This window comes from Glutamicibacter sp. HZAU, assembly GCF_004100365.1.
GTDB lineage: Bacteria > Actinomycetota > Actinomycetes > Actinomycetales > Micrococcaceae > Glutamicibacter > Glutamicibacter nicotianae.
In genome coordinates this window covers 130,572-152,056 of sequence record NZ_SCKZ01000003.1, presented here as the reverse complement: position 1 = coordinate 152,056, position 21,485 = coordinate 130,572, and the positions used below count along the sequence as shown (strand labels likewise).

Genomic DNA, 21,485 nt, shown 5'->3' with positions numbered 1-21,485 from the left:
TCGAGCTCACAAAAGAACCTAACTTTCCCTCAGCGCGGTTTTCCAGCAGCGGCAGCCACCTGTATCTAGCTTAGAAAGAGCTGGCTACTCTGCTGGGGATTTGATGCTTGGTGCAGGGATCGTGCCCCCATTTAGCTCAGTGTCCTGGAACACTGGGCGGCCGTCCTTGTCGATTTCACGTTCGGTTTTCTCGGCCTTCACCTCAGGTTCCTTGGAACCATCAGTCGCTCCGGATTCCTTCTGTGAATCTGCTGAGGCTTTACCCACAGTGGTCTTCGGCGTGTTTGATGCGTTGGCATCGGTTTTGCTTTCGCCCTTGCGGATGCTGTCGCCTGGCAGCGGAATAGTTCCATATTCCTGCTTGCTGTTCTTGGCCTTGACGGCCTTCTCAGCGTCCTGGGTAACCTTGCCCTCGGAGAGGCTGATCAACCCTGGAGCGCCTGGCGAAACCAAGCCGAGGTCCTTTGCCTTTGCGGCCAGCGCCTGCGGTGCTGCCAAAGACTGTGCTTCCTTCAGCAGCGCCTGATTCTCTTGGGAGAGTGCTCGTTCCTGCGATCGCAAGTTCACAATGTCGTACTGCCGCTGAGCTACCGAAGTATTGAGCAGCACCAGCGTGACAATCACGCTGAAGGCCAAGAAGATCAGCACCGCAGACATGGTGAACATGGAGCGCTTGTTGGTCTCGTTCATTTTGGGAACCAGCGAAAGCGTTACGCGCTGGCGCGAATCCCCTTTAGGCAGGTTGCTAGCTGGGACGGGCTCGGGTCGCATTACACGCGCAGTGTTACCGTCGACAACCGGCTGGCTGTTCACGGCTGCGGTCTTCTGCACGCGGCGCTGGGCTCGTTGGCTCATGCTAGCTCCTCTTCAACACTCGTTCCACAGCACGCAGGCGGGCTGAGGCTGCACGTGAATTTTCTGCTATTTCGTGATCGCTTGGCTTCTCGGTGCCCTTGGTGAGCACCTTGTATTCAGCTTTGTGTTCATCCAGTTCCACCGGGAACCCCGGAGGAGCCGACGAGGTTGATCCTTGGACGAAGTGCCGTTTGGTGATCTTGTCTTCCAAAGAGTGATAACTCATGACGACAACGCGTCCGCCGACGTTCAAGGCCCCCATTGCAGCCGGGATGGCGCGTTCCAGGACGTCAAGTTCCTCATTCACCGCAATACGCAGGGCTTGGAACGTTCGCTTGGCAGGGTGGCCATGGTTTCGGGCGGCCGCTGCCGGCACGACGCTGCGGATCACGTCAACGAGTTCAGCGGTGCTGGTGATGCGGTTCTTGGCACGCGCCTCGACGATTGCCGTTGAGATGCGGCCGGCAAACTTCTCTTCGCCCCATTGCCGGATAATTCGAAGCAGTTCGTCGCGTTCCAAGTCGTTGACGAGGTCCTCGGCAGTTGGACCGACCGAAGTGTCCATGCGCATATCCAGCGGAGCATCATAGGAATAGGCGAAACCGCGTTCGCGTTCGTCGAGCTGCAGCGAAGATACGCCGAGGTCAAACAAGACGCCGTCAACGCCAGGGAATCCAAGGTCTTCCACGACATCCGCAATTTCGTCGTACACGGCGTGCACGAGGTCGATCCGGTCTTGGAACGGAGCGAGTCGAGCACCCGCAAGTTCGTGCGCCTGCTCGTCACGGTCTAGACCGATCAGGTGCAAATTATCGAACCGTCGCAAAATGGCTTCGGAATGCCCGCCCATGCCGAGGGTGCAGTCAACCACAATTGCCCGACGGCCTTCAGCATTGGCTCGCTCAATACCTGGAGCTAGCAAATTAACGCATCGGTCCAGAAGTACTGGAACGTGGCGTTCGGATGCTGGTCGTTGGGAATCCTGATTTGGCACTGCGCCCCCTTTCGCTTTCGATCTGCTGTTGAGATCAGATCCCCCTCCAACCAAGTGGCGATCCAATCTTCTGGCTCCGGGGAAGTGAAGCCAGACGATTTTCTACCTCATGGTGGCTGGAGATCTCATCCCAACAAACGGTGTGTCTTGTCGGCCTAGCGCCCGAGGGCCTAGTCTTCGTCGGTATCGGAGAACACGTCTTCTTGTTCGTCCAAGTACTGCTGCCATGCAGTTGAATCCCAGATTTCAATACGGTTACCCGCACCGATAACTGTGACCTCCCGATCCAGGCCTCCGTAAGTGCGCAGCACTTGCGGAATCGTTACGCGTCCCTGCTTATCCGGAACTTCATCCGAGGCCCCTGAGAGAAACACACGTGCGTAGTCGCGTGCTCGCCGAGAAGTCAAGGAAGCCTGCGCCAGTTGCTCGTGCTGCTTCTCAAACTCCCGCTGGCTGAAAACGTAAATGCAACGCTCTTGGCCACGGGTGAGAACCAACCCGTAGGACAGTTCATCCCGATATTTAGCTGGAAGAATCAACCGGCCTTTTTCATCGAGACGCGGTGTGTAGGTTCCTAAGAACATGCACACCACCTTTCGCGTGAAGTGGCCGGAAGCCCCATTCTTCTCTACTTGCCTCCACTTTACTCCACAACCCTCCACTGTCAATGCAATTTCAGTGGTTTCGCGAGGGCATGGACTTAAAAAACAGCTGAATCTAGCGGGTGCTCAGCCTATGCTCAGGTGGAGGGAATTGGATCAGCAGTCGGCCCGGTCGAGCATCATTCAGAAATTTGACGCGCAGAATCCCCGGAATATAGCTAATTTCAGGCGCTGTGGTGGAAAGTGGAGGACCCCGGGGAGGAAAGTGGAGGCCGGCTCGGCCAACCAGGTGGAACCGAACCTTAGAATCTGCAGAGAATGCAAGATCACTAGAAAGAGGTGCGTTCCCCCGACGCTGGCATGCCGAGTATCCAGGGCAGCCATTCTCGGCACTAATCCAAATCTCTCTCATCGCGGCATCTGGCGCACAGGGGCTGCAGCGGCGCAAGTAGCACAGCTTAAACGAAAAAGAGGTGCAACCCTTAGGGTCACACCTCAATATCTATTGCTGATCAGCTATCGGACTGATCACGTTTCCGCTGGTTCCATTTTTCCTCCAGGCCGGAAAGGAACTGCGAATTATTCTTGCTGGCCGATTTTGCGCCCGCTCCCTTGGAAGGACCGATTTTTCCGGTAGCCGTTTTTGTCAAGGCGAGCAGTACACCTGCGAACATCACGGCGAAACCGAGGACGCCAACGATGATGATGTGCTGGGATATTCCAAAAATGAGCCCCGCAAGGCCGGCGATTACCAGCAAGATGCCCAAAACAATATTGCGGGTCGACAGGCGCCCTGTGCCCGACGGGCCCTTCATGCTGGAAGCGAAGCGACGGTCTTCATGCAGCTGCTTTTCCAACTGCTCCAACAAACGCTGCTCGTGCTCCGATAGCGGCATCGTCTTCTCCTTACAAAGGCAAACCTGACGGTCGTCCACCGTCTCCAAGTTCAACGTCGCGCCAATGGGAAAAGTTCCCCGGATTCAATTGAACTTACTTCAAGGATAGACTCTTTTGCACTCGCCCTGCTAGTTGATCTTCACCACTGTCCAGATATCCATACGATCTACACAGAATGTGTTTATTCCTTGGGTCGCAGAAAACGAGCCGGGGTCACAATGGACTGCGGAAATTTCTGTCCGATCTGGTCAGCGATCCGTTCTGCTTCTCGCGCTTTCTCTTCACGCGGGTCCAAGCTGAATTGCATACCCAACTCGTAATCTTGCAATCTTTCAGCTCTCACTCCGATCAACCGGACTGGTTGGGCCAAGGGGGTCAATTTCCGCAACAGTGCCAGAGCGGACTCGCTAATTTTCGTAGATGAATCTGTAGCGGCAACAAGAGCCTTCGAACGCGTAATTCCAGAGAAGTCCTTGTACTTGATCTTGATCCCAACACCGTTGGCTGATTTGCCGTGCTGCCGCAGCCGCTGACCGACCCTATGGCTTAGCCGCAATAGCTCACCCTCAAGCACCTGCGACTCCGTGACGTCAACCGCGAACGTGTGTTCAGAGGAGATGCTTTTTTCATCCCTGCTAACTTCCACCGGACGGTTGTCTATCCCCCGCGAGAGTAGGCGCAGGGCCCGGCCATGCTCCCCCAGCCGGCTGATCAATCGCGCTTCCGGCTCGGTAGCAAGCTGCCCAACGGTCTCAATTCCCAAGGCATGGAGCTGGTCGGCGGTACGTTTTCCCACGCCCCACATTTTTGACACCGGCAATTCGTGCAGGAATTCTTCGGTTCTCTCGGGGGCAATTACAGCCAATCCGTCTGGCTTGGCGTAGGTCGAGGCCAGTTTCGCAACGAATTTGTTCCTTGCGATGCCCACGCTTGCTGTCAGGCCCATTTCCGCGCGTATGTATTCGCGGATTTTCTGGGCAATTTGCACCGGACCGCCAAGCATGCGCATGCTTCCCGTAACGTCCAGGAATGCTTCGTCAACACTGACTTGCTCAACGAGGGGAGTCAACGTGTGGAAGTAGGCCATGATCTGCGCTGAGGCTTCCGAGTACTTGTGATGGCTTGGCTCGATCACAGTAGCTTCCGGCATCAGCGGGATCGCCTGGCTCATCGGCATCGCCGAATGGATCCCGCGGGCTCGGCAGTCATAAGAGGCAGAGAGCACGACACTGCGTCCTGAAGGGTGCCCCACAATGACTGGCTTGCCCACCAGGTCAGGGCGGTCGCGCAGTTCCACGGAAACGAAAAAGGCATCCATATCGACATGCAGGATCGCTCGCTCCGTCATTCCAACCCTCTCCCCTTCTTATGGCCGCACCATCAGCGTACTCGAATGTATATTCGAGTTTAGCCCACGAGCTGAATCCAGCAGTGCCTTCTTTGCCAGACGAGAATCACCGGTAGAGTTGTTGCTAACCACCAGTTGCTTACCCGTAGAAATGATTTTGCATGTCGATGCCTGATTCCGTGCCGGCCCTCAGCAGTGAAGCCCAGGGCTTGAGCCGCAGCTACACCTCTGATGTTGCTCAACTACTGGAGGAGTTTCTGGCTGCGAAAAGCGATGAAGTTGGTCAAATCACCAGCAGCGCCATCGAAATCGTCAATGCAATCACCTCGCTGACCCGTGGCGGCAAACGTCTCCGTGCGCTGTTCGCTTTCTGGGGTTACCTTGGCGCCGGCGGACAACCTGAAGATCGCGACATTGTTCGCCTCGGGGCCGCTTTGGAGCTCTTCCAGGGTGCAGCGCTTATCCACGATGACATCATTGACAACTCTGATACCCGACGCGGCCAGCCGAGCGTCCATAAGCGATTCGAGGCCCAGCACCTGCAGCTTGGACTATCGGGGAGCGCTTCGAGCTACGGCACGGCCAGCGCAATCCTTGCCGGTGACCTATGCCTGTCACTAAGCGAGGAAGTTTTCTCGGGCATTACGTCCCTCACCCCTCGGGCGCGAACCATCTTCAATCAAATGCGCACCCAAGTCATGGCCGGTCAATATCTCGATGTTCTCGAAGAGTCTGCAGGTCCTGCCTACGATCCGAAGGAAGCGGTCAAGCGCGCTCGCACCATCGTGCGCTTCAAGTCAGCGAAATACTCCACCGAAAACCCGTTCTTGCTTGGCGGCGCGTTGGCAGGGGCCAGTGAAGTGCTTTTGAATCACTACTCTGAATTCGCGCTTCCACTGGGCGAGGCGTTTCAGCTGCGTGACGATGTCCTGGGCGTGTTTGGCGATCCAGAAATCACCGGCAAACCGACCGGCGGCGATCTGCTGGAAGGCAAGCGGACTGAGTTGATTGCCCATGCACTGCTGCTTTCAACTCCTGGAGAACAGGACTTCATTCAGGGGCGTCTCGGCGCAGCGGATCTCTCTCAAGAGGAAGTTGCACGGCTCAGCAATATTCTGCGTGATAGCGGCGCTTTGGCGGCAACGGAGCAGAGCATTAGCGAATTGACTACCCAATCAGATCTCGCGCTCGAAGCATTGCAGGTCTCCCCCTTGGCCCTGGCGGGAATGCAACAGCTTAGCGACGCCGTGACAAAGAGAAGTAAATAGCGAAACGTTACTAAAACTAAACAAAAGGTCTCAACCACGCATCCGTCAGGATGATGGTTGAGACCTTTTGATTATGCTGGGCTTCTTTCGGGCCTACCAGCCCAGTGCCTGCGCTCTGCGGCGGATCTCGGTTTTTCGCCCCGTACGCAAAGCATTCATTGGCGTGCCAGGCAGCGTCTCATCCTCGGTGAACAGCCATACAATGGCTTCTTCATCCGAGAAGCCGGAATCCGACAGTACCGAGAGGGTGCCTTTCAGGCTTTCAACCACGATGCCGTCTTGGAGAAAATCTGCAGGGATCGAACGGACATTTCGTTCGCCGATTCGCAACGAAACAATGGCACGCTCATCAAGCAGGCGGTGCACACGGCGAATGTCTACTTCTAATTCTTCAGCCACATCGGGCAGGGTCAGCCACTGGCCGACGAGTTCTACGGTTTCCTTCACCTCTCAAGGTTCCCACAAATTCCTGATTCGCGCAGAAACTTGGATGAAACCCACCTCAGCAGTTCCTATCAGTCACAGTAGTAGTGTAAATTTTCTTGTATCACTTTGATAACAATTGCATCACAGACAACATGAGGAACGATTTCCCTTTGTTACCTGCGGAGCAAAGCCCGTTATTTTCACCGTATAAATGAGGATTGACTCCATGCCCCACGAATCCAAACATGCTTCCAAGCATGCGTTAGGCGTTGTAGCAGGCGCGGCCATTCCCGCTGCGGTCATCGGTAGTCTCGCCTTGGCTCCAGCAGCGCAGGCAGCACCGACGATTATTCCTAACACCTCAGGAAGCTTTGCCAAGGCGGTAACTCCAGAGACCATCAAGGTTGCTGAGGACCAGATAAAAGCCCACCTGATCGCTTCGCGCGTATCTACGTTGGGCTTGCCAGCGAAACGAGATGTTTCCGAGATCAAGATTCCAGCAGGCGCATCCCTGTGGAGTATCGCTCGGGAATACGACACCACGGTATCCGAGCTGAAGAAGCTCAATAACCTCAAGAACGATTCGATCATTGCCGGCAAGACGCTCAAGGTCTCCGGTCACGCTTCGAAGAGCAGCTCCAAGGGCAAGTCTTCAAGCTCTTCGTCATCGGCGTCCACCTACACGGTTAAAAATGGCGATACGCTCAGCGCCATTGCTAGCAAGCACAATATGAGCTTGTCGGACCTGCTAGACAAGAACGACATCTCGGCAAGCAAGGTGATCTTCCCCGGCACCAAGCTGAAGGTCAAGGGTTCGGCATCGAGCTCCAGCGGTGCAACCCATGCGAAGAAGTCTTCGTCCTCTGGTTCTTCGACTTCTTCGACTTACACCGTGAAGAGCGGTGACACCCTCGGAAGCATCGCCATCAAGCACAACATGAGCTTGTCGTCGCTCCTGAGCAAGAACGACATCTCGGCAAGCAAGGTGATCTTCCCCGGCGACAAAATCAAGGTCAAGGGTTCGTCCTCCTCCGGCTCGTCTCCGAAGTCGTCCCAGAAGAAGTCCTCCTCGTCTGCTTCTTCGAGCTACACCGTCAAGTCCGGCGATACCCTCAGCGGCATCGCCGCTAAGCACGGCATGAGTCTGTCCGATCTGCTGAAGATCAATGACATTTCAGCCAGCAAGCCGATCTTCCCAGGCGCCAAGATCAAGGTATCCGGCGGTTCGTCGTCAAGCTCCACCCCGAAGAGCAACGCTGCGCCTAAAGCAAAGGGCTCGACCTACACGGTCAAGTCCGGCGATACCCTCAGTGGCATCGCGACCAGCCACGGTATGAAGCTGGCTGCGCTGCTTGATCTGAACCCGGAGTTCAGCGCGGGCTCGCCTCTGAAGATCGGCGCCAAGCTGAAGGTATCGGGCTCGTCGGTTGCTCCGTCTGGCGAGGTCAAGAAGCAGAAGATCGGCAATACCTTTGCTGGTCGCACCTATCCAGACCACGTTGTGAGCAACGCGAACTCAAACAAGGATTACCTTGACTCGATCGATGTGCCGAGTCGCGGCGAGATGCAGGCCCTGATCCGTTCCACTGCACAGAGCATGGGCGTTGACCCTGCACTGGCATTGGCACACGCATACCAGGAGTCTGGCTTCAACATGCGCGCGGTATCCCCTGCAAACGCCGTTGGCGCCATGCAGGTGCTGCCAAGCACTGGTGATTGGATCGCATCGGTCATTGGCCAGGACCTGAATGTCCTGAACCCTCGCGACAACGTCGTTGCTGGCGTCGCAGTTATTGCCTACAACTTGGACAACACCGACAACCTGGACGATGCAATCGCATCGTACTACCAGGGGTTGGCTGGCGTTCGCAACAACGGCATGTACGAAGACACCAAGCATTATGTAGCCAGCATCAAGGCTCACATGAAGAACTACCGCTAAAAAGACACAGAAGAGGCGGACCAAACACGTAGAGTGCTTGGTCCGCCTCTTCGTATTGAGGCTAGATCCGGTCTTTAGGCTGTACGCCGGTCAAGATCCAGCGGCATGTCGATCACCACTTTGGTGCCGCCTTTCTCGCCCTGCAGCCAACGGATTTCACCCGATAGCTCGCTAGTCACCAGCGTTCGCACAATCTGCAGCCCAAGACCCTCGCGGCGCGGTACCTCCGGCAAGCCATGGCCGTCATCCTCAATGACAACACGCAGCCAATCTTTGCTATCGGCACCCTTGTATCGTTCTGCGACCAGGGCAACCTCGCCATCACGATGCGCCAATCCATGTTCCACCGCGTTGGTCACCAACTCGTTGATCACCAGCGATAATGGTGTTGCCAAATCAGCGTCAAGCATGCCAAAATCGCCTTCACGGCGGGTAGAGACCCTTTGTTCCGGAGAAGCAATTTCCACGATCAATCGGAACTGGCGATCCATCAGATCATCGAATTTCACGGTTTCGTTCAGGCCCTTGGACAGGAAGTCATGGACCGAAGCGATAGTGGAGACCCGGCGCATGGCCTGCTCCAGCCCCTGCTTGCCGTCCTCCGAGCTCATCCGGCGAGATTGCATGCGCAACAGCGCCGCGACAGTCTGCAAGTTGTTCTTCACACGATGGTGGATTTCACGGATTGTCGCGTCTTTTGTAACCAGTTCCTTTTCGCGGCGGCGCAGTTCAGACACATCGCGGCAGAGCACTAGAGCACCCCAGCGCTTTGATTCGTTGCGAAGCGGGATGGCGCGCAGCGAAAGCGTGACTCCGCGGTGTTCCACCTCGGTACGCCATGGCATCTTGCCCTGGAGAACCAGTGGAAGAGTTTCATCGACGACGCGTCGGTCGCTGACCAGCGCCATCGTCAGGTCAGCCAGCGGCTGGCCTTGCAGTACGTCGGCTGCGCCTAGACGGCGGAAAGCTGAAACAGCGTTGGGGCTGGCGAATTCGACGGCGCCATCAACACTGAGACGGATGAAGCCATCGCCGACGCGTGGCGCTCCTCGGCGCGATCCCGTGGGGCTGGCGAAGTCAGGCCACAGTCCTTGGGTGCCCATCTGCAACAGGTCATCCGCGCTTTGCCGGTAGACCAATTCCAGGTTGCTGGGCGTGCGGGACTGGTTGGGGTCGAAGTGGGAGGTGATCACCGCAACCGGGCGGTTCTGGCGCACCAGCGGAATCGCCTGCACAGTAGTCAAGCCCATGATGATGTCTTTGCCGGCCTGTTCCGCAGAGCGTTGCACTTCTTTGGTTTCCCAGGCGTGGTCAACCATGATGCGCAGGTCCTTGCGGATGCGTTCGCCCACGAAGTCGCTATGGAACGCGGTATGCGAGGTAGAAGGACGCACGTGTGCCAGGGCCGTGTAGGAGCCATCCCCGGTGGGGAACCAGAGCACAAGGTCTGCGAATGCGAGATCCGAGACCAGCTGCCAGTCCCCCACCAGAAGATGGAGCCAATCCTCATCACCCGGTGCAAGTGCGGCACGTTGACGTAGTTCTTCGGTGATGAGGGCCATTAGCGGTGTTTACCTTCGGACGATGGAACGCAAGAGGCGAAGCGCCACGGAAAGCGAGGCCATGTCGTCTCGTTCCAGGCTGTTCACTTCCGCGAACATAGTCTTCGCACGATCAAGGTTAGCCGCGTTTGCTTCTTCCCACGCAGCAACACGCTCTGCCGGGTCCGCAATATCACCGTGGGCATCCAGGATGTTGGCGGTCAGGTCGATGATCGTGGTGTACAGATCATCGCGCATTGCTGCACGGGCCAACGCCTGCCAACGATCCGAACGAGGAAGGTTGGTGATGCGGTTCAGCAGGCTGTCCACGCCGAACAGATCGTAAAGCACGTAGTAGGTTTCTGCGACCTTGACCGGAGCGGTTCCGGTGCGGTGCACGTACTCTGCCACATCCAGCAGCGCGTAGGATTCGAACTGTGTCGCCCACATGCTGGCACGGCGCTCCGGGATCCCCTGGGCCATGGCTTCTTCCCGCCATTCCTGGAAACGCTGCAGGTCGTTGCCGCGGACCAGGGTTGGCAGTACCTCGCGCAGTTCGGTCACGGTCGCTTCGTAGCGATTGACAGCTTCGGTGACCAGCAGCTGCTGGTCGACGCGGTTGATGAACCAGCGCGTGGCGCGATCCAGCAGTCGACGCATGTCGTGGTGCTGGCGTCCCCAATGTTCCAGATCGGTTCCGGCCGGCTGTGCATTGATTGCATCGAACTGACGGTCGAAGCCGTAGATCTCACGCAGGGCGCAGAAGACCTTGGCAATCTGGACTTCGCTGGCACTGGTTTCTTCCATGGCCCTGAAGACGTAAGTGATGCCGCCCATGTTCACGATATCGTTGGCAATCACCGTCGCAATGATCTCGCGGCGCAATGGGTGGCTTTCAAGCTGATCCCCGAAACGCTCCACCAGCTTCGTTGGGAAGTAGCGGCGCAGCGTCTGGTTGAAGTACGGATCATCGGCCAGATCGGATTCGGCCAGCGCGTTCGCCAGCTGGATCTTCGCGTAGGCGGCAAGCACCGACAGCTCTGGAGTGGTCATCGCGTCGCCAGCGGCACGGCGTTTTTCCAGCTCTTCCGCGTTCGGCAGGAACTCCAAGCCGCGGTTCAAGTCAGCATGGGCTTCCAACCACTGCATCAAGCGCTCATAGGCAGGAGTCCAGGTCAATGCCGCGTGCTTTTCATTCAACAGCAACACGTTCTGCTCGAAGTTGGTCTTCAGCACCAGGTCACCGATGTTATCGGTCATCGACAGCAGGAACTCGGTGCGCTCGGCCTCGGAGAGGTTTCCGGTCTTGATCTGGCGGTCCACGAAAATCTTGATGTTCACTTCGCGGTCGGAGGTGTCGACGCCAGCGGAGTTGTCGATGGCATCGGTATTCAGCAGGACGCCGTTGCGTGCTGCCTCGATGCGGCCCAGCTGGGTCATGCCCAGGTTGCCGCCTTCGCCAACTACCTTCACGCGCAGATCTGCGCCGTTGACGCGGATGGCGTCGTTGGCACGGTCTCCGACCTGGCCGTGGGTTTCGGCCGCCGATTTCACGTAGGTGCCGATGCCGCCGTTGTACAGCAGGTCCACTGGCGCAGAGAGGATGGCCTTGAGCAGTTCGTTGGGGCTCAACTGGGTGATGCCGGCGTCCAAGCCCAAGACCTCGCGGACCTCGGGGCTGACCGGCACGGACTTGAGGCTGCGCGAGTACACGCCGCCGCCGGCCGACAGCAGTTCCTTGTTGTAGTCAGCCCAGCTGGAGCGCGGCAGGTCGTACAGGCGCTGGCGCTCGTCGAAAGCGATCTGGGGATCCGGGTTCGGATCCAGGAAGATGTCGCGATGGTCAAAGGCGGCAACCAACTTCACGGTTGGGGTACGGCGCAAACCGTTGCCGAACACGTCTCCGGACATGTCGCCCACGCCCACGGCAGTGAACTCGTCCTTCTGCGTGTCGATGCCCAGCTCGAAGAAGTGGCGCTTCACCGACTCCCAGGCACCGCGTGCGGTGATGCCCATGCCCTTGTGGTCGTAGCCCACCGAGCCGCCCGATGCGAAGGCATCGCCCAGCCAGTGTCCCTTGTCGGCCGAGATCGAGTTCGCGATATCGGAGAAGCTCGCAGTGCCCTTGTCGGCAGCAACTACCAAGTAGGAATCATCGCCATCGCGGCGGACCACGTTGGCCGGCGCCTCGATGTGCTCGCCGTTTTCATCGGCCACCAGATTGTCGGTCAGGTCCAGCAAGGTGCGGATGAAGACCTTGTACGCGCCCTTGCCCTCTTCCATCCAAGCGACTCGGTCGAAGGCTGGATTCGGAAGCTGCTTGGCGTAGAAACCGCCCTTCGCGCCAGTTGGCACGATCACGGAGTTCTTGACCATCTGCGCCTTGACCAGGCCCAGCACTTCAGTGCGGAAGTCTTCTCGGCGATCCGACCAGCGCAGGCCGCCACGGGCCACCGCACCGAAGCGGAAGTGGGTACCTTCCACACGCGGCGAGTAGACCCACAGTTCGTGCTTGGGACGCGGGAACGGCGCGAAGTCGATCTCTTCCGGCGCGAGCTTGAACGCCAGCGCCTGGTGGGTGGTGAAGTAGTTGGTGCGTTTAGTCGCTTCAATCACCTTCACGAAACGGCGCAGCAACGTGTCTGCATCCAGGGTCGGCACTGATTCCAGCGCTTCGGTGATCTTGGCGTGCGCTTCCTGCCGGGCGGTCTCTGAATCCTCGGAGCTCAGCTTCGGGTCGAAGGTCGCTTGGAACAGTTCCACGATCGCGTGGGTAACCGACGGGTTGCCGACCAGGGTGTTGGCAATGAACCCGGTGGAGTTCGGGACACCGAGCTGCAACAGGTAGTGGGCGTAGGCACGAAGCATCGCGACTTCCTCCCATGAAAGCCCTTCATGCAGGACCAACGCGTTGAGGCTGTCGGATTCGGCGAGGTTGCGGACCACAGCGCAGTAGGCGTCAGCCAACTTGGCTTCCACGGCCTTGAAGTTGATCTCGTCATCGATCTTCAAGCCCATGTCGTAGATGTAGCGTTCGCCGATCCCTTCGGGATTCAGCTCATATGGCCGCTCATCGACGACGTCGAGGCCAAGATGCTGCAGAACTGGCAGAATGCGCGAGAGCAGCAGCGGCTTGGTCACGTAGATCTTCATGCGCTTGGAAACAGCAGAATCCTCGTCCTGCTTCTCGTCGTCGTAGAACGAAACCACCGGACCCTCGGCTTCCGGGTCGCTCAGCTCGGTGAGCAGGTCGATGTCCTTCAGCGCGTCTTCGATTTCGAACTGCACCTTGTAGGACGCCGGGAAAGCTTCGGCCCAGGCGTTGGACAGCGTGTTCGCATCGCCCAGTTCCAGGCGCGCCCGTGCGGTGTCGACGATGGCGTCGGACCAGGATCGCACGGCCTTGGCGATTCGATCTTCCAGTGCCTTGCGGTCGACCACCGGAGCCAGGCCGTGGCGCTGCAGGCGCAGGCGGTAGAACAGGCGAACCAATGCGCCGGCACCCAGTTGGGCTTCGTATTCAACGGATTCTGCGTTGAAGCTGCGCTGCAGCTCCTGCTCCACTCGCAGGCGCACTGCCGTGGAGAAACGGTCGCGCGGCAGGAAGACCATGGCAGTGACGAAACGGCCGTAATCGTCCTTGCGCAGGAAGACGGAGGTGCGCCGGCGTTCCTGCAGCCGCAGGATTCCGAGGGCAATCGTGGTCAGCTCATCGACGGAGATTTGGAACATCTCGTCACGCGGGTAGCTTTCAAGGATGGTCGTGATGTCCTTGCCCGAGTGCGAATCAGGCGCGAAGCCGGTGCGCTTCAGGACGGCTTCCACCTTTTCGCGCACCAGCGGAACCGTCTTCACGCTGGAGGTGTAAACGCTGGAGGAGAAAAGACCGATGAAGCGGCGTTCGCCGTTGACCTCGCCGTTGGCATCGAAGCTCTTGACGCCGACATAATCCAGGTACACGCCACGGTGCACAGTGGAACGGGAGTTGGCTTTGGTGACGATCAGCGCGCGCTTGTCGCGGGCGGTGATCCGGCCGCGCTTGGTCAGGTGCTGCGGGCCTTGGTCCGCCAGGTCGCGCATCAGGCCCAGGCCGCTGCCCGGGCGGGCTACCAGCACATCTTCGCCGTTGATGGTTTCCAACGAGTAGTCGCGGTAGCCAAGGAAGGTGAATTTTCCGTCGGCCAGCCAGTTCAGCAGTTCCGCTGCCTGGTGCACCTCGGCAATTTCCTCGGCCTTGGGGGTCTGCGGAAGGCTCTGCGCAATCTCCTTGGCACGATCCAACATGGCTGGCCAGTCCTTCACTGCGACACGTACATCAGCCAGAACACTGTAAAGCCGCTCAACGAATTCCTTGGCCTGCGCATCGGTGAGTTCGCGAGCGAGCTCGACTGAAATCCATGATTCGATGCGGGTTTCCGCACCGGCCGAAATCAGCGTACTCAAATCCGAGAGCGCAGCGGTGTCGCCGCTGGCAACGTGCTGCAGGCCCGCGTGGCTGATCTTGGTGATTTCACCGGTCTCAGTTTTTCGGGATACAACGAACGTCGGATGCACGACTAGCTGAATCGGTGACTTCAGCTGCACCAGTGCGGCTGTTACGGAGTCAACAAGGAATGGCATGTCATCGGTGACGATGTGGACCACTGAAATTCCGTTGTTGCGGGTAATGGCGACGTTAGCGTTTTCCGCATCTCGCTGATACCCGATTTCCAGATGTGCTGCCACGCGAGCTTCGAGTTCGTCTGGCCGATAAGCCGCCACGTCTTCGGTCGCAATTTGGCCGTAGTACTCGCTCACCAATTTCGGGGTGAGTGTCTCATCCATGAATGATTCTGACACGCTGGATTCCGACGAGTTCAAAAGAACGCCTCCAAGAACAAAATTCGATTAACCCGCGCCTTTGCGGGTATCTAGTTTTACCCACATTACTCGGTTTTCACCTCTGCGGTTCAAGCTTCGGCGCGAATTCGACGACTATTCCGTTTCTTGGCTGAATCCGTGGATTTTATGCCCGCCAAAGCCCGTATTTCAGTACGCAATAAACACTTTGGGGCGATTTCGAGCAACGGACTTCCACCGAGCACGGACGCGTTGCACACGGCATGCTCCTCGGGCAGGTATCCGGCGACGTCATGGGTCGGTCCGAACCTGTCCCACGCTTCGATCAACCTGCGTTTCGGGTTGCGTCCGGTGCTGCTGGAAACCACCCGGTTGAAGACTATTCGCGGCTTCAGTCCGGGCAGCGCTTCGTCCAGTTCATCGATGGCCCGAAGCGCACGCGGAATTCCCAGACTGTCGGCGCGCACGACCATGAACAGCTCATCGGCGCACTGCAGCATCTCCACCGTGACAGCGTTGCGCTGTGGTGCTTGAGTATCGAAACTGAGCTGTTCGTCGAGTTCAATATACGGAGCCAAATCCAGTACGACATAGTCGTAGTGGACCTTGAGCAGCATGGCAGCTCGACGCAGCGCCGAGGCACGGACTTCGGGCCACCGGCTGGCACGCGGAATTCCGGTAGCCACGCGCATGGTCGCCTCCCCGACCTGGACCAGGGAACATGCGGCGTCGAGCCGGGCCACATCCGAAGTGCCTGCGTCGATGGCACGGCATAACTGCGCGATTGAAGCCGACTCGTCCATGAGACCCAACTGAATGGCGATGCTGGAGGCATAGGTGTCGGCGTCCAGAAGCACCACGGATTTTCCTGCTGCTGCAACTTCCACTGCGTAGTTCAGGGCTACGGTGCTGCGCCCGGGAGACCCTGGGGCGCTCCAGAAGCTGACGATTCGGCCGCTTCGCCCGTTGCCATCGTCCACCGGCTCGAATCCGCCGAGCGCGGCGTCGGCGCCGGCATGGTTCAGGGACTGAACGGCGGTTCTGATGCGTCCTTCAAGCTCGGCCATGGCTGAAGCGGCCGGCAAATGCAGGACGTCTGGCAATGGCTGCCAGTTTTCAGGCCGGTCAAAGAGCAGGACAACTGCTGTCTGCTGCAGCAACAGCGCATCGAGTTGTTCCATGGGTGGCACCAGCTGGGCATCCGCGATAATCAGCGCGTCAGCCATTCCGGTATCGCAGGCAGCGATGGCTTCAGCGATATCGGCGCAAGCGCGGGTGACCATCAGTTCGCCCCGGTAGCCTTCTATTTGCCGGACGATTTTCTCCTGGTCGCCGAGCACCACGACCGAGATGCTCATTGCGCGGTTCCTGCCGGGTTGTAGACGACGATGATTCTAGACTCGTTGGCCAGCGCCTGGAGCAGCGGTTCGAGTTGGCTGGGTTCGACCAGCAGTTCCAGGTTGGTGCCATGGGTTCCCACCAGTCCCCCGCCACTCTCAACGCGTGCAGCGACTTCGACCATGGACGAAAGCTTTTCCGGAATTCCGTAGGTGTTGCCGCTGCTTTCGCGCTTGGCAATCCAGACGTCGACGAAGCTGCCTGGCGTGATCGAAGAAGAGAGGTCGGCCGGGAGTTCGACGTTGACCGGCCTGCGCGATCCGAGGTCGCTGTGCGTAATTGAGGTGACAGGTATCAGCTGCCCAGCGCTGATAAAGGTATTCGCTCGGGCTTCCTCGCCGAGCTCCGCATTTGTGTGCAGATAGTTCTCAAGGGTTCCGCCAAGCTGGACTTCTTGAGTTTTCATGTTCTCGCTTGTCAGCTTCTCGCCAAGGGTGATATTCGTGCTGGCCACATATACCGTCGAGGTCTGATGCAATTCACCGACCAAGTACACGGTTCCTGCAACCGACGCGACCACGAGCACGGCACCGAGTGCTAAGCGCGGGTCCTTCCAGCTGGGCCGTCGCACACGTGATGCAGTGCTTGTCCGCGCGTCCTGGGCGATCTGTTCTGTGATCAAGGCATTGACCTTCCGCCAGCATGGGTGCTTATGGATGGTGAGCCTACGACAAGTTGGGCCTGCTGGAAAGACCTCTAGCGCACTTGTGGATTACGAGAGGGTGATCGCTTCGACCCATCCTATGGCATCGAGCGGTATCAGCAATTGCGATGAGGCCTGCTTCGCTCTGGCGAATTCATCGCGAGGATGCACCAGAATTACCAGGAAATCCCTGGCAACCTGCGTCAGCGTTCCTTCAGCCAATGAGCCGCCCGCGCGGCTAAAAACGTGGCATCGAGCTCGATCCCGAAGCATGCCACGCAGAACCATGGAAAACTTCACCGAGCTGCCAGGTGCGCGTTGTTCCGCAGCAGGTACGCGCCCCGGAGGAAGCGAGAAGGATTCTACTGCGGCACTGCGGACGACCCACTGCGCCTGCTCAGTTTCAAGGCAGATATAGTCGGCGGCGCATGGACCGAGCTTGGCGCGAAGCTCCGTTCCCCCGGCTAGCCTGAGGCTCAATTCACGTCCATGGAACCGCATCAGTGTGGGCAAAAGTTCTGCAGTCGCCCGTTCGACCCTGACGTTTTCGGCAATTTCGTCGCGCAACTGCGCTCGGCTCTGTTCAGCTAGCTGAGCCTCCAGGTCATCGAAAAGCGAATCCCACCGCATGCGCCAACTGTACGAGACTAAACATTTTTGCGTAACCCTATTCACAAAACTATCTCTAAGTGCCACTATAAATATCAAACATCATCAAATGACATCAAATCTCATTCAAGGAGATGGTTCAGGTGTCTCGCCAGCGACGAATATTCGCGCTGCTGCTCTTCTCGGCAGCATCAATGGTCATTATCTACGTGGGAATCCAGTGGATCACCGGCTATGTCCAATCCGTGGGCGACCAGCGCACCGCAGCTGACTACATCAGGCTTCTCGTCAGCTTTTCGTTCCTCACCCTGCTCGCGCTGTATCTGCTGCGGATGGCCTTGGCCCAGCTGATCCGCTGGGCGTTCTCCCACAGGAAACTGAAATTGGCGCGGTTCTTCCAGCGATTCGCACCCCGGCTGAGCAGGAAGATCCTCGGCTCAATGCTTGGAACCTCTATTGCTTTCACCTCGGTTGCCGTTGCCTATGCGGGCGAGCCCCTGCCAGCTTCACTGGCACAGTCCCCGGCGGGCGACAGCGACAACCATGAGCTGGCCAGCTATCCGGTCCGCCAGCAGACCTCGGTACCCAGCCCGCAGTGGTTTCCCGAAGCCATGAGTGTTCCGCTGAGCCCGCTCGTATCCCCAGGCGCAAACCATCCTCGCCAACGCGCGGTGCAGCGCAACGAAGTGGTGGTCGCCGAAGGGCAGAACCTGTGGAGCATTGCCGCTGAACATCTGGGAGCGCAGGCCACCGTGGAAGAGATTTCCGCCTATTGGCCCAAGATCTACCAGCGCAACAAAAAGACCATCGGCGCCGACCCTGACCTGCTGCGCATCGGCACGGTGCTTGAACTGCCGCCGGCCAGCTAGCCGGCATCACGACCATCACCCATACCCACTGAGGAGTCATCATGAGCACCATCGCCATCAGCCCACGTAGCGCCAACACCAGCTACTACAATCCAGACGTCTACGCTGCCGATCACACCGAGCCGGTCCCGGCGCAAACCGTTCCGGAAACCGAGCCTTGCCAAGCGCCGCCGCACCTGCGTCGAGCCTTGGACAATATCTTCCACCGCTCGGCCGTTTACCGTACCGAGCACCGGGCGATCATAGAAATTTCCCACGCCGTAGCCCGCGCAGTGTTCGAAATCGTGGCTGGTTATCGTACCGTCAATCAGCTGGCATTCGTGATGGAGCCTTCGTGCATCGCCAAGCTCCGGCGACGCGCCCTGCTGGAAACAGCGAGCTACACGCTCGAACCGCTGCCGGGCACAGCGCACGGCCAGATCATCTCCTTGCATCTGGATCGCTGCTTGTCGGGCTCTTGGGAATGCACCGTCATCCTGGGCTTTAAATACCGCGTCCGTGCCGTGGCCCTGAAGATTGAGCCTTGGCACGGACGGTGGCAGGTGACGGATGTGGAGCTGATCTAGCTGCGCTTCGCCTTCTTGTTCTTGGCCTTCTTCTTGCTCGAAGAAGCCTGGGCGCGGGTGGTGCTGGCTTCGCCATCTTCATCCGGTCCAGTGAACTGCAGGTTCTTCGGCTTCGCTGATTCGTCGATCACCGGTGCGGCGGCCGCTTCGGCGCCGGTGGGGATCTCCAAATTGAAGAGCGTGCCGATACTTTCCTCGCGGATGCCTTCCATCATGGTCTGGAACATGGTGTAGCCCTCGCGCTGGTACTCGACCAGAGGGTCGCGCTGGGCCATGGCACGCAGCCCGATGCCTTCCTTGAGGTAATCCATCTCGTACAGGTGCTCCTGCCACTTGCGGCCAATGGTGGAGAGCACGACACGGCGTTCCAGGTCACGCATGGTGGAGGAACCTACCAGCTTCTCGCGCTCTTCGTACTGGTACTGGGCATCCGAGAGGATCTCTCGTTCCAGGAACTGCGCGGACAGGTGCCCCACGCCTCCAGCCTCTTCGATGACTTCATCCATGGTGATGCCAATCGGGTACAACTGCTTGAGGTTGGTCCACAGCTGCTTGAGCTCCCACTCGTCCGGGTCGCCAACCTGGGTTGCTTCCAGGACCATGGCCTTGACGACATCCTCGAGGAAATGGCCGACCTTTTCTTCGAGGTCCTCGCCTTCCAGGATGGAACGGCGGTCAGCGTAGATCGCTTCGCGCTGGCGGTTCATCACGTCATCGTACTTCAGCACGTTCTTGCGCTGCTCGGCATTGACGCCTTCCACCTGGGCCTGGGCGGATTCGATGGCACGGGACACCATCTTGGATTCCAGCGCCACATCATCTGGCATGGACGGGTTGTTCATGATGCGTTCGGCCATGCCGGAGTTGAACCTGCGCATCAGGTCATCGGTCATCGACAGGTAGAAGCGCGATTCGCCCGGGTCGCCCTGGCGACCTGCACGGCCGCGAAGCTGGTTGTCGATGCGGCGTGATTCGTGGCGCTCGGTGCCCAGCACATACAAGCCACCAAGCTCCGCAACTTCCTTCGCCTCCTTGGCAACTGTTTCCTTGGCCTTGGCAAAGACCTCGTCCCAGAGCTTGTTGTACTCCTCCGGGTTGTTCTCGGCATCCAGGCCGCGGCGTTCCATCTCGGCCACGGCAAGGAATTCCGCGTTGCCGCCGAGCATGATGTCGGTACCGCGGCCGGCCATGTTGGTGGAAACGGTGACAGCGTTCTTGCGGCCGGCCATCGCGACGACTGCAGCTTCGCGAGCGTGCTGCTTGGCATTGAGCACCTCGTGGCGGATGCCCTTCTTGGACAGCAGGCGCGAGAGGTATTCGCTCTTCTCGACGCTGGTGGTGCCCACCAGGATCGGCTGCCCGGTAGCATGGCGCTCGGCGATGTCCTCGACCACAGCGTTGAACTTGGAGACTTCATTCTTGTAGATGTAGTCCGACTGGTCCATACGGATAGCAGGCTTGTTGGTAGGAATTTCCACCACGCCGAGCTTGTAGGTGCTCATGAATTCAGCGGCCTCGGTCTGCGCCGTGCCGGTCATCCCGGAGATCTTGTCGTACATGCGGAAGTAATTCTGCAAGGTCACGGTGGCCAGAGTCTGGTTCTCGGCCTTGATCTCAACGCCTTCTTTGGCCTCGATTGCCTGGTGCATGCCCTCGGAGTAGCGGCGGCCCTGCAGCGCGCGGCCGGTGTGCTCGTCGACGATCATGACTTCGCCGTTGACCACGACGTAGTCCTTGTCCTTCTTGAACAGTTCCTTGGCCTTGATGGCGTTGTTCAAGAAGCCGATCAGCGGGGTGTTGTTGGCTTCGTAGAGGTTATCGATGCCGAGGTAGTCCTCGACCTTTTCGATCCCCGACTCCAGCACGCCGATGGTGCGCTTCTTCTCGTCGACCTCGTAGTCGTCTTCGCGCTTCAGGCGTGAGACGATCTTGGAGAATTCGGTGTACCAGCGGTTCACGTCGCCCGAGGCCTGCCCGGAAATGATCAGCGGGGTACGCGCCTCATCGATCAGGATCGAGTCGACCTCATCGACGATCACGAAGTTGTGGCCGCGCTGGACCAGCTCGTCCTTGCTCCACGCCATGTTGTCGCGCAGGTAGTCGAATCCGAACTCGTTGTTCGTGCCGTAGGTGATGTCGGCTTCATACTGCTTGCGGCGCTCGGCAGGCTTCTGGTTCGAAAGGATGCAGCCGCAGCTCAAACCGAGGAAGCGGAAGACGCGGCCCATCAGATCCGACTGGTACTGGGCCAGGAAGTCGTTGGTGGTCACCACGTGCACGCCCTTGCCCGTCAAGGCATTCAAGTAGGCAGGTGCGGTCGCGACCAGGGTCTTGCCTTCGCCGGTGCGCATTTCAGCAATGTTTCCCATGTGCAGGGCGGCGCCGCCCATGAGCTGGACGTCGAAGTGGCGCATGGCAAGGACACGGTCCGAGGCTTCGCGGACCACTGCAAAAGCTTCTGGGAGCAGGTCATCCAACGTCTCGCCTTTAGCCAAACGTTCGCGGAACTTGTCGGTTTCACCCTTGAGCTCTTCGTCCGAAAGTTCGCGAATTTCGACTTCCAACGTATTGATCGTGTCGGCGTACTTACGAAGAGTCCTCAAGGTCTTCTTGTCGCCGGTACGCAAAATACGTTCTAGCAATGATGCCACGTGGTAGCTCCCAATATCTCAAGCACAGTAATTTCTG

16 protein-coding genes are annotated in these 21,485 nt (G+C 58.4%); 4 read left to right on the top strand and 12 right to left on the bottom strand.

Annotation, left to right across the window (positions count from 1 at the left end):
* Nucleotides 1-84: 84 nt before the first annotated feature.
* From EKH49_RS05430 to dinB, 5 genes are all read right to left on the bottom strand, one after another.
* A complete protein-coding gene (locus tag EKH49_RS05430; protein ID WP_128470034.1) occupies nucleotides 85-855 on the bottom strand; it encodes a hypothetical protein in 771 nt (256 codons plus the stop codon).
* 1 nt (nucleotide 856) lies between these two features.
* A complete protein-coding gene (gene rsmH, locus EKH49_RS05425; RefSeq protein ID WP_038990528.1) occupies nucleotides 857-1,849 on the bottom strand; it encodes a 16S rRNA (cytosine(1402)-N(4))-methyltransferase RsmH in 993 nt (330 codons plus the stop codon).
* Between the two features lie 170 nt (nucleotides 1,850-2,019).
* Nucleotides 2,020-2,433: a division/cell wall cluster transcriptional repressor MraZ gene (gene mraZ / locus EKH49_RS05420; protein WP_038990697.1), complete on the bottom strand. Its 414-nt coding sequence runs from the start codon at nucleotides 2,431-2,433 to the stop codon at nucleotides 2,020-2,022.
* Between the two features lie 530 nt (nucleotides 2,434-2,963).
* On the bottom strand, nucleotides 2,964-3,386 hold the full coding sequence (locus EKH49_RS05415) for a DUF3040 domain-containing protein (RefSeq protein WP_330857410.1): 423 nt from the start codon (nucleotides 3,384-3,386) through the stop codon (nucleotides 2,964-2,966).
* Between the two features lie 143 nt (nucleotides 3,387-3,529).
* Nucleotides 3,530-4,696 (bottom strand): DNA polymerase IV, encoded by a 1,167-nt coding sequence (gene dinB, locus EKH49_RS05410; protein ID WP_128470033.1) that lies wholly within the window; start codon nucleotides 4,694-4,696, stop codon nucleotides 3,530-3,532.
* A gap of 161 nt (nucleotides 4,697-4,857) precedes the next feature.
* Between dinB and EKH49_RS05405 the strand changes: the two genes are divergently transcribed.
* The gene (locus EKH49_RS05405; protein WP_128470032.1) at nucleotides 4,858-5,964 is read left to right on the top strand and encodes a polyprenyl synthetase family protein; all 1,107 of its coding nucleotides are present in this window, start codon (nucleotides 4,858-4,860) and stop codon (nucleotides 5,962-5,964) included.
* 93 nt (nucleotides 5,965-6,057) lie between these two features.
* Here the strand turns inward: EKH49_RS05405 and EKH49_RS05400 are convergent, their stop codons facing one another.
* Nucleotides 6,058-6,411 carry an Rv2175c family DNA-binding protein gene (locus EKH49_RS05400; RefSeq protein WP_128470031.1) on the bottom strand — a complete coding sequence of 118 codons (354 nt, stop codon included), beginning with the start codon at nucleotides 6,409-6,411 and terminating at the stop codon, nucleotides 6,058-6,060.
* Between the two features lie 205 nt (nucleotides 6,412-6,616).
* Here EKH49_RS05400 and EKH49_RS05395 point away from each other — a divergent pair, with 205 nt between their 5' ends.
* The gene (locus EKH49_RS05395; RefSeq protein WP_161567458.1) at nucleotides 6,617-8,332 is read left to right on the top strand and encodes a lytic transglycosylase domain-containing protein; all 1,716 of its coding nucleotides are present in this window, start codon (nucleotides 6,617-6,619) and stop codon (nucleotides 8,330-8,332) included.
* 74 nt (nucleotides 8,333-8,406) lie between these two features.
* Here EKH49_RS05395 and EKH49_RS05390 read toward each other — a convergent pair whose 3' ends face one another.
* From EKH49_RS05390 to EKH49_RS05370, 5 genes are all read right to left on the bottom strand, one after another.
* The gene (locus tag EKH49_RS05390; protein ID WP_128470029.1) at nucleotides 8,407-9,894 is read right to left on the bottom strand and encodes a sensor histidine kinase; all 1,488 of its coding nucleotides are present in this window, start codon (nucleotides 9,892-9,894) and stop codon (nucleotides 8,407-8,409) included.
* 9 nt (nucleotides 9,895-9,903) lie between these two features.
* Complete coding sequence (locus tag EKH49_RS05385) at nucleotides 9,904-14,697, bottom strand: NAD-glutamate dehydrogenase (protein ID WP_128470028.1); 4,794 nt, start codon at nucleotides 14,695-14,697, stop codon at nucleotides 9,904-9,906.
* 125 nt (nucleotides 14,698-14,822) lie between these two features.
* A complete protein-coding gene (locus tag EKH49_RS05380) occupies nucleotides 14,823-16,070 on the bottom strand; it encodes an AAA family ATPase (protein ID WP_128470027.1) in 1,248 nt (415 codons plus the stop codon).
* Entirely contained in the window at nucleotides 16,067-16,732 is a 666-nt protein-coding gene (locus EKH49_RS05375; RefSeq protein ID WP_161567457.1) for a hypothetical protein, read from the bottom strand. The genes EKH49_RS05380 and EKH49_RS05375 overlap by 4 nt, the downstream gene beginning before the upstream one ends.
* Nucleotides 16,733-16,822: 90 nt before the next feature.
* A complete protein-coding gene (locus EKH49_RS05370; RefSeq protein ID WP_128470025.1) occupies nucleotides 16,823-17,383 on the bottom strand; it encodes a hypothetical protein in 561 nt (186 codons plus the stop codon).
* A 122-nt stretch (nucleotides 17,384-17,505) separates the two neighbouring features.
* Between EKH49_RS05370 and EKH49_RS05365 the strand changes: the two genes are divergently transcribed.
* The gene (locus tag EKH49_RS05365; protein WP_128470024.1) at nucleotides 17,506-18,231 is read left to right on the top strand and encodes a LysM peptidoglycan-binding domain-containing protein; all 726 of its coding nucleotides are present in this window, start codon (nucleotides 17,506-17,508) and stop codon (nucleotides 18,229-18,231) included.
* Nucleotides 18,232-18,272: 41 nt separating this feature from the next.
* The gene (locus EKH49_RS05360) at nucleotides 18,273-18,797 is read left to right on the top strand and encodes an Rv3235 family protein (protein ID WP_128470023.1); all 525 of its coding nucleotides are present in this window, start codon (nucleotides 18,273-18,275) and stop codon (nucleotides 18,795-18,797) included.
* On the opposite strand, the gene secA is transcribed toward EKH49_RS05360, so the two are convergent.
* A complete protein-coding gene (gene secA, locus EKH49_RS05355) occupies nucleotides 18,794-21,448 on the bottom strand; it encodes a preprotein translocase subunit SecA (RefSeq protein ID WP_128470022.1) in 2,655 nt (884 codons plus the stop codon). The two genes, EKH49_RS05360 and secA, sit on opposite strands and share 4 nt — an antisense overlap.
* Nucleotides 21,449-21,485 lie beyond the last annotated feature (37 nt).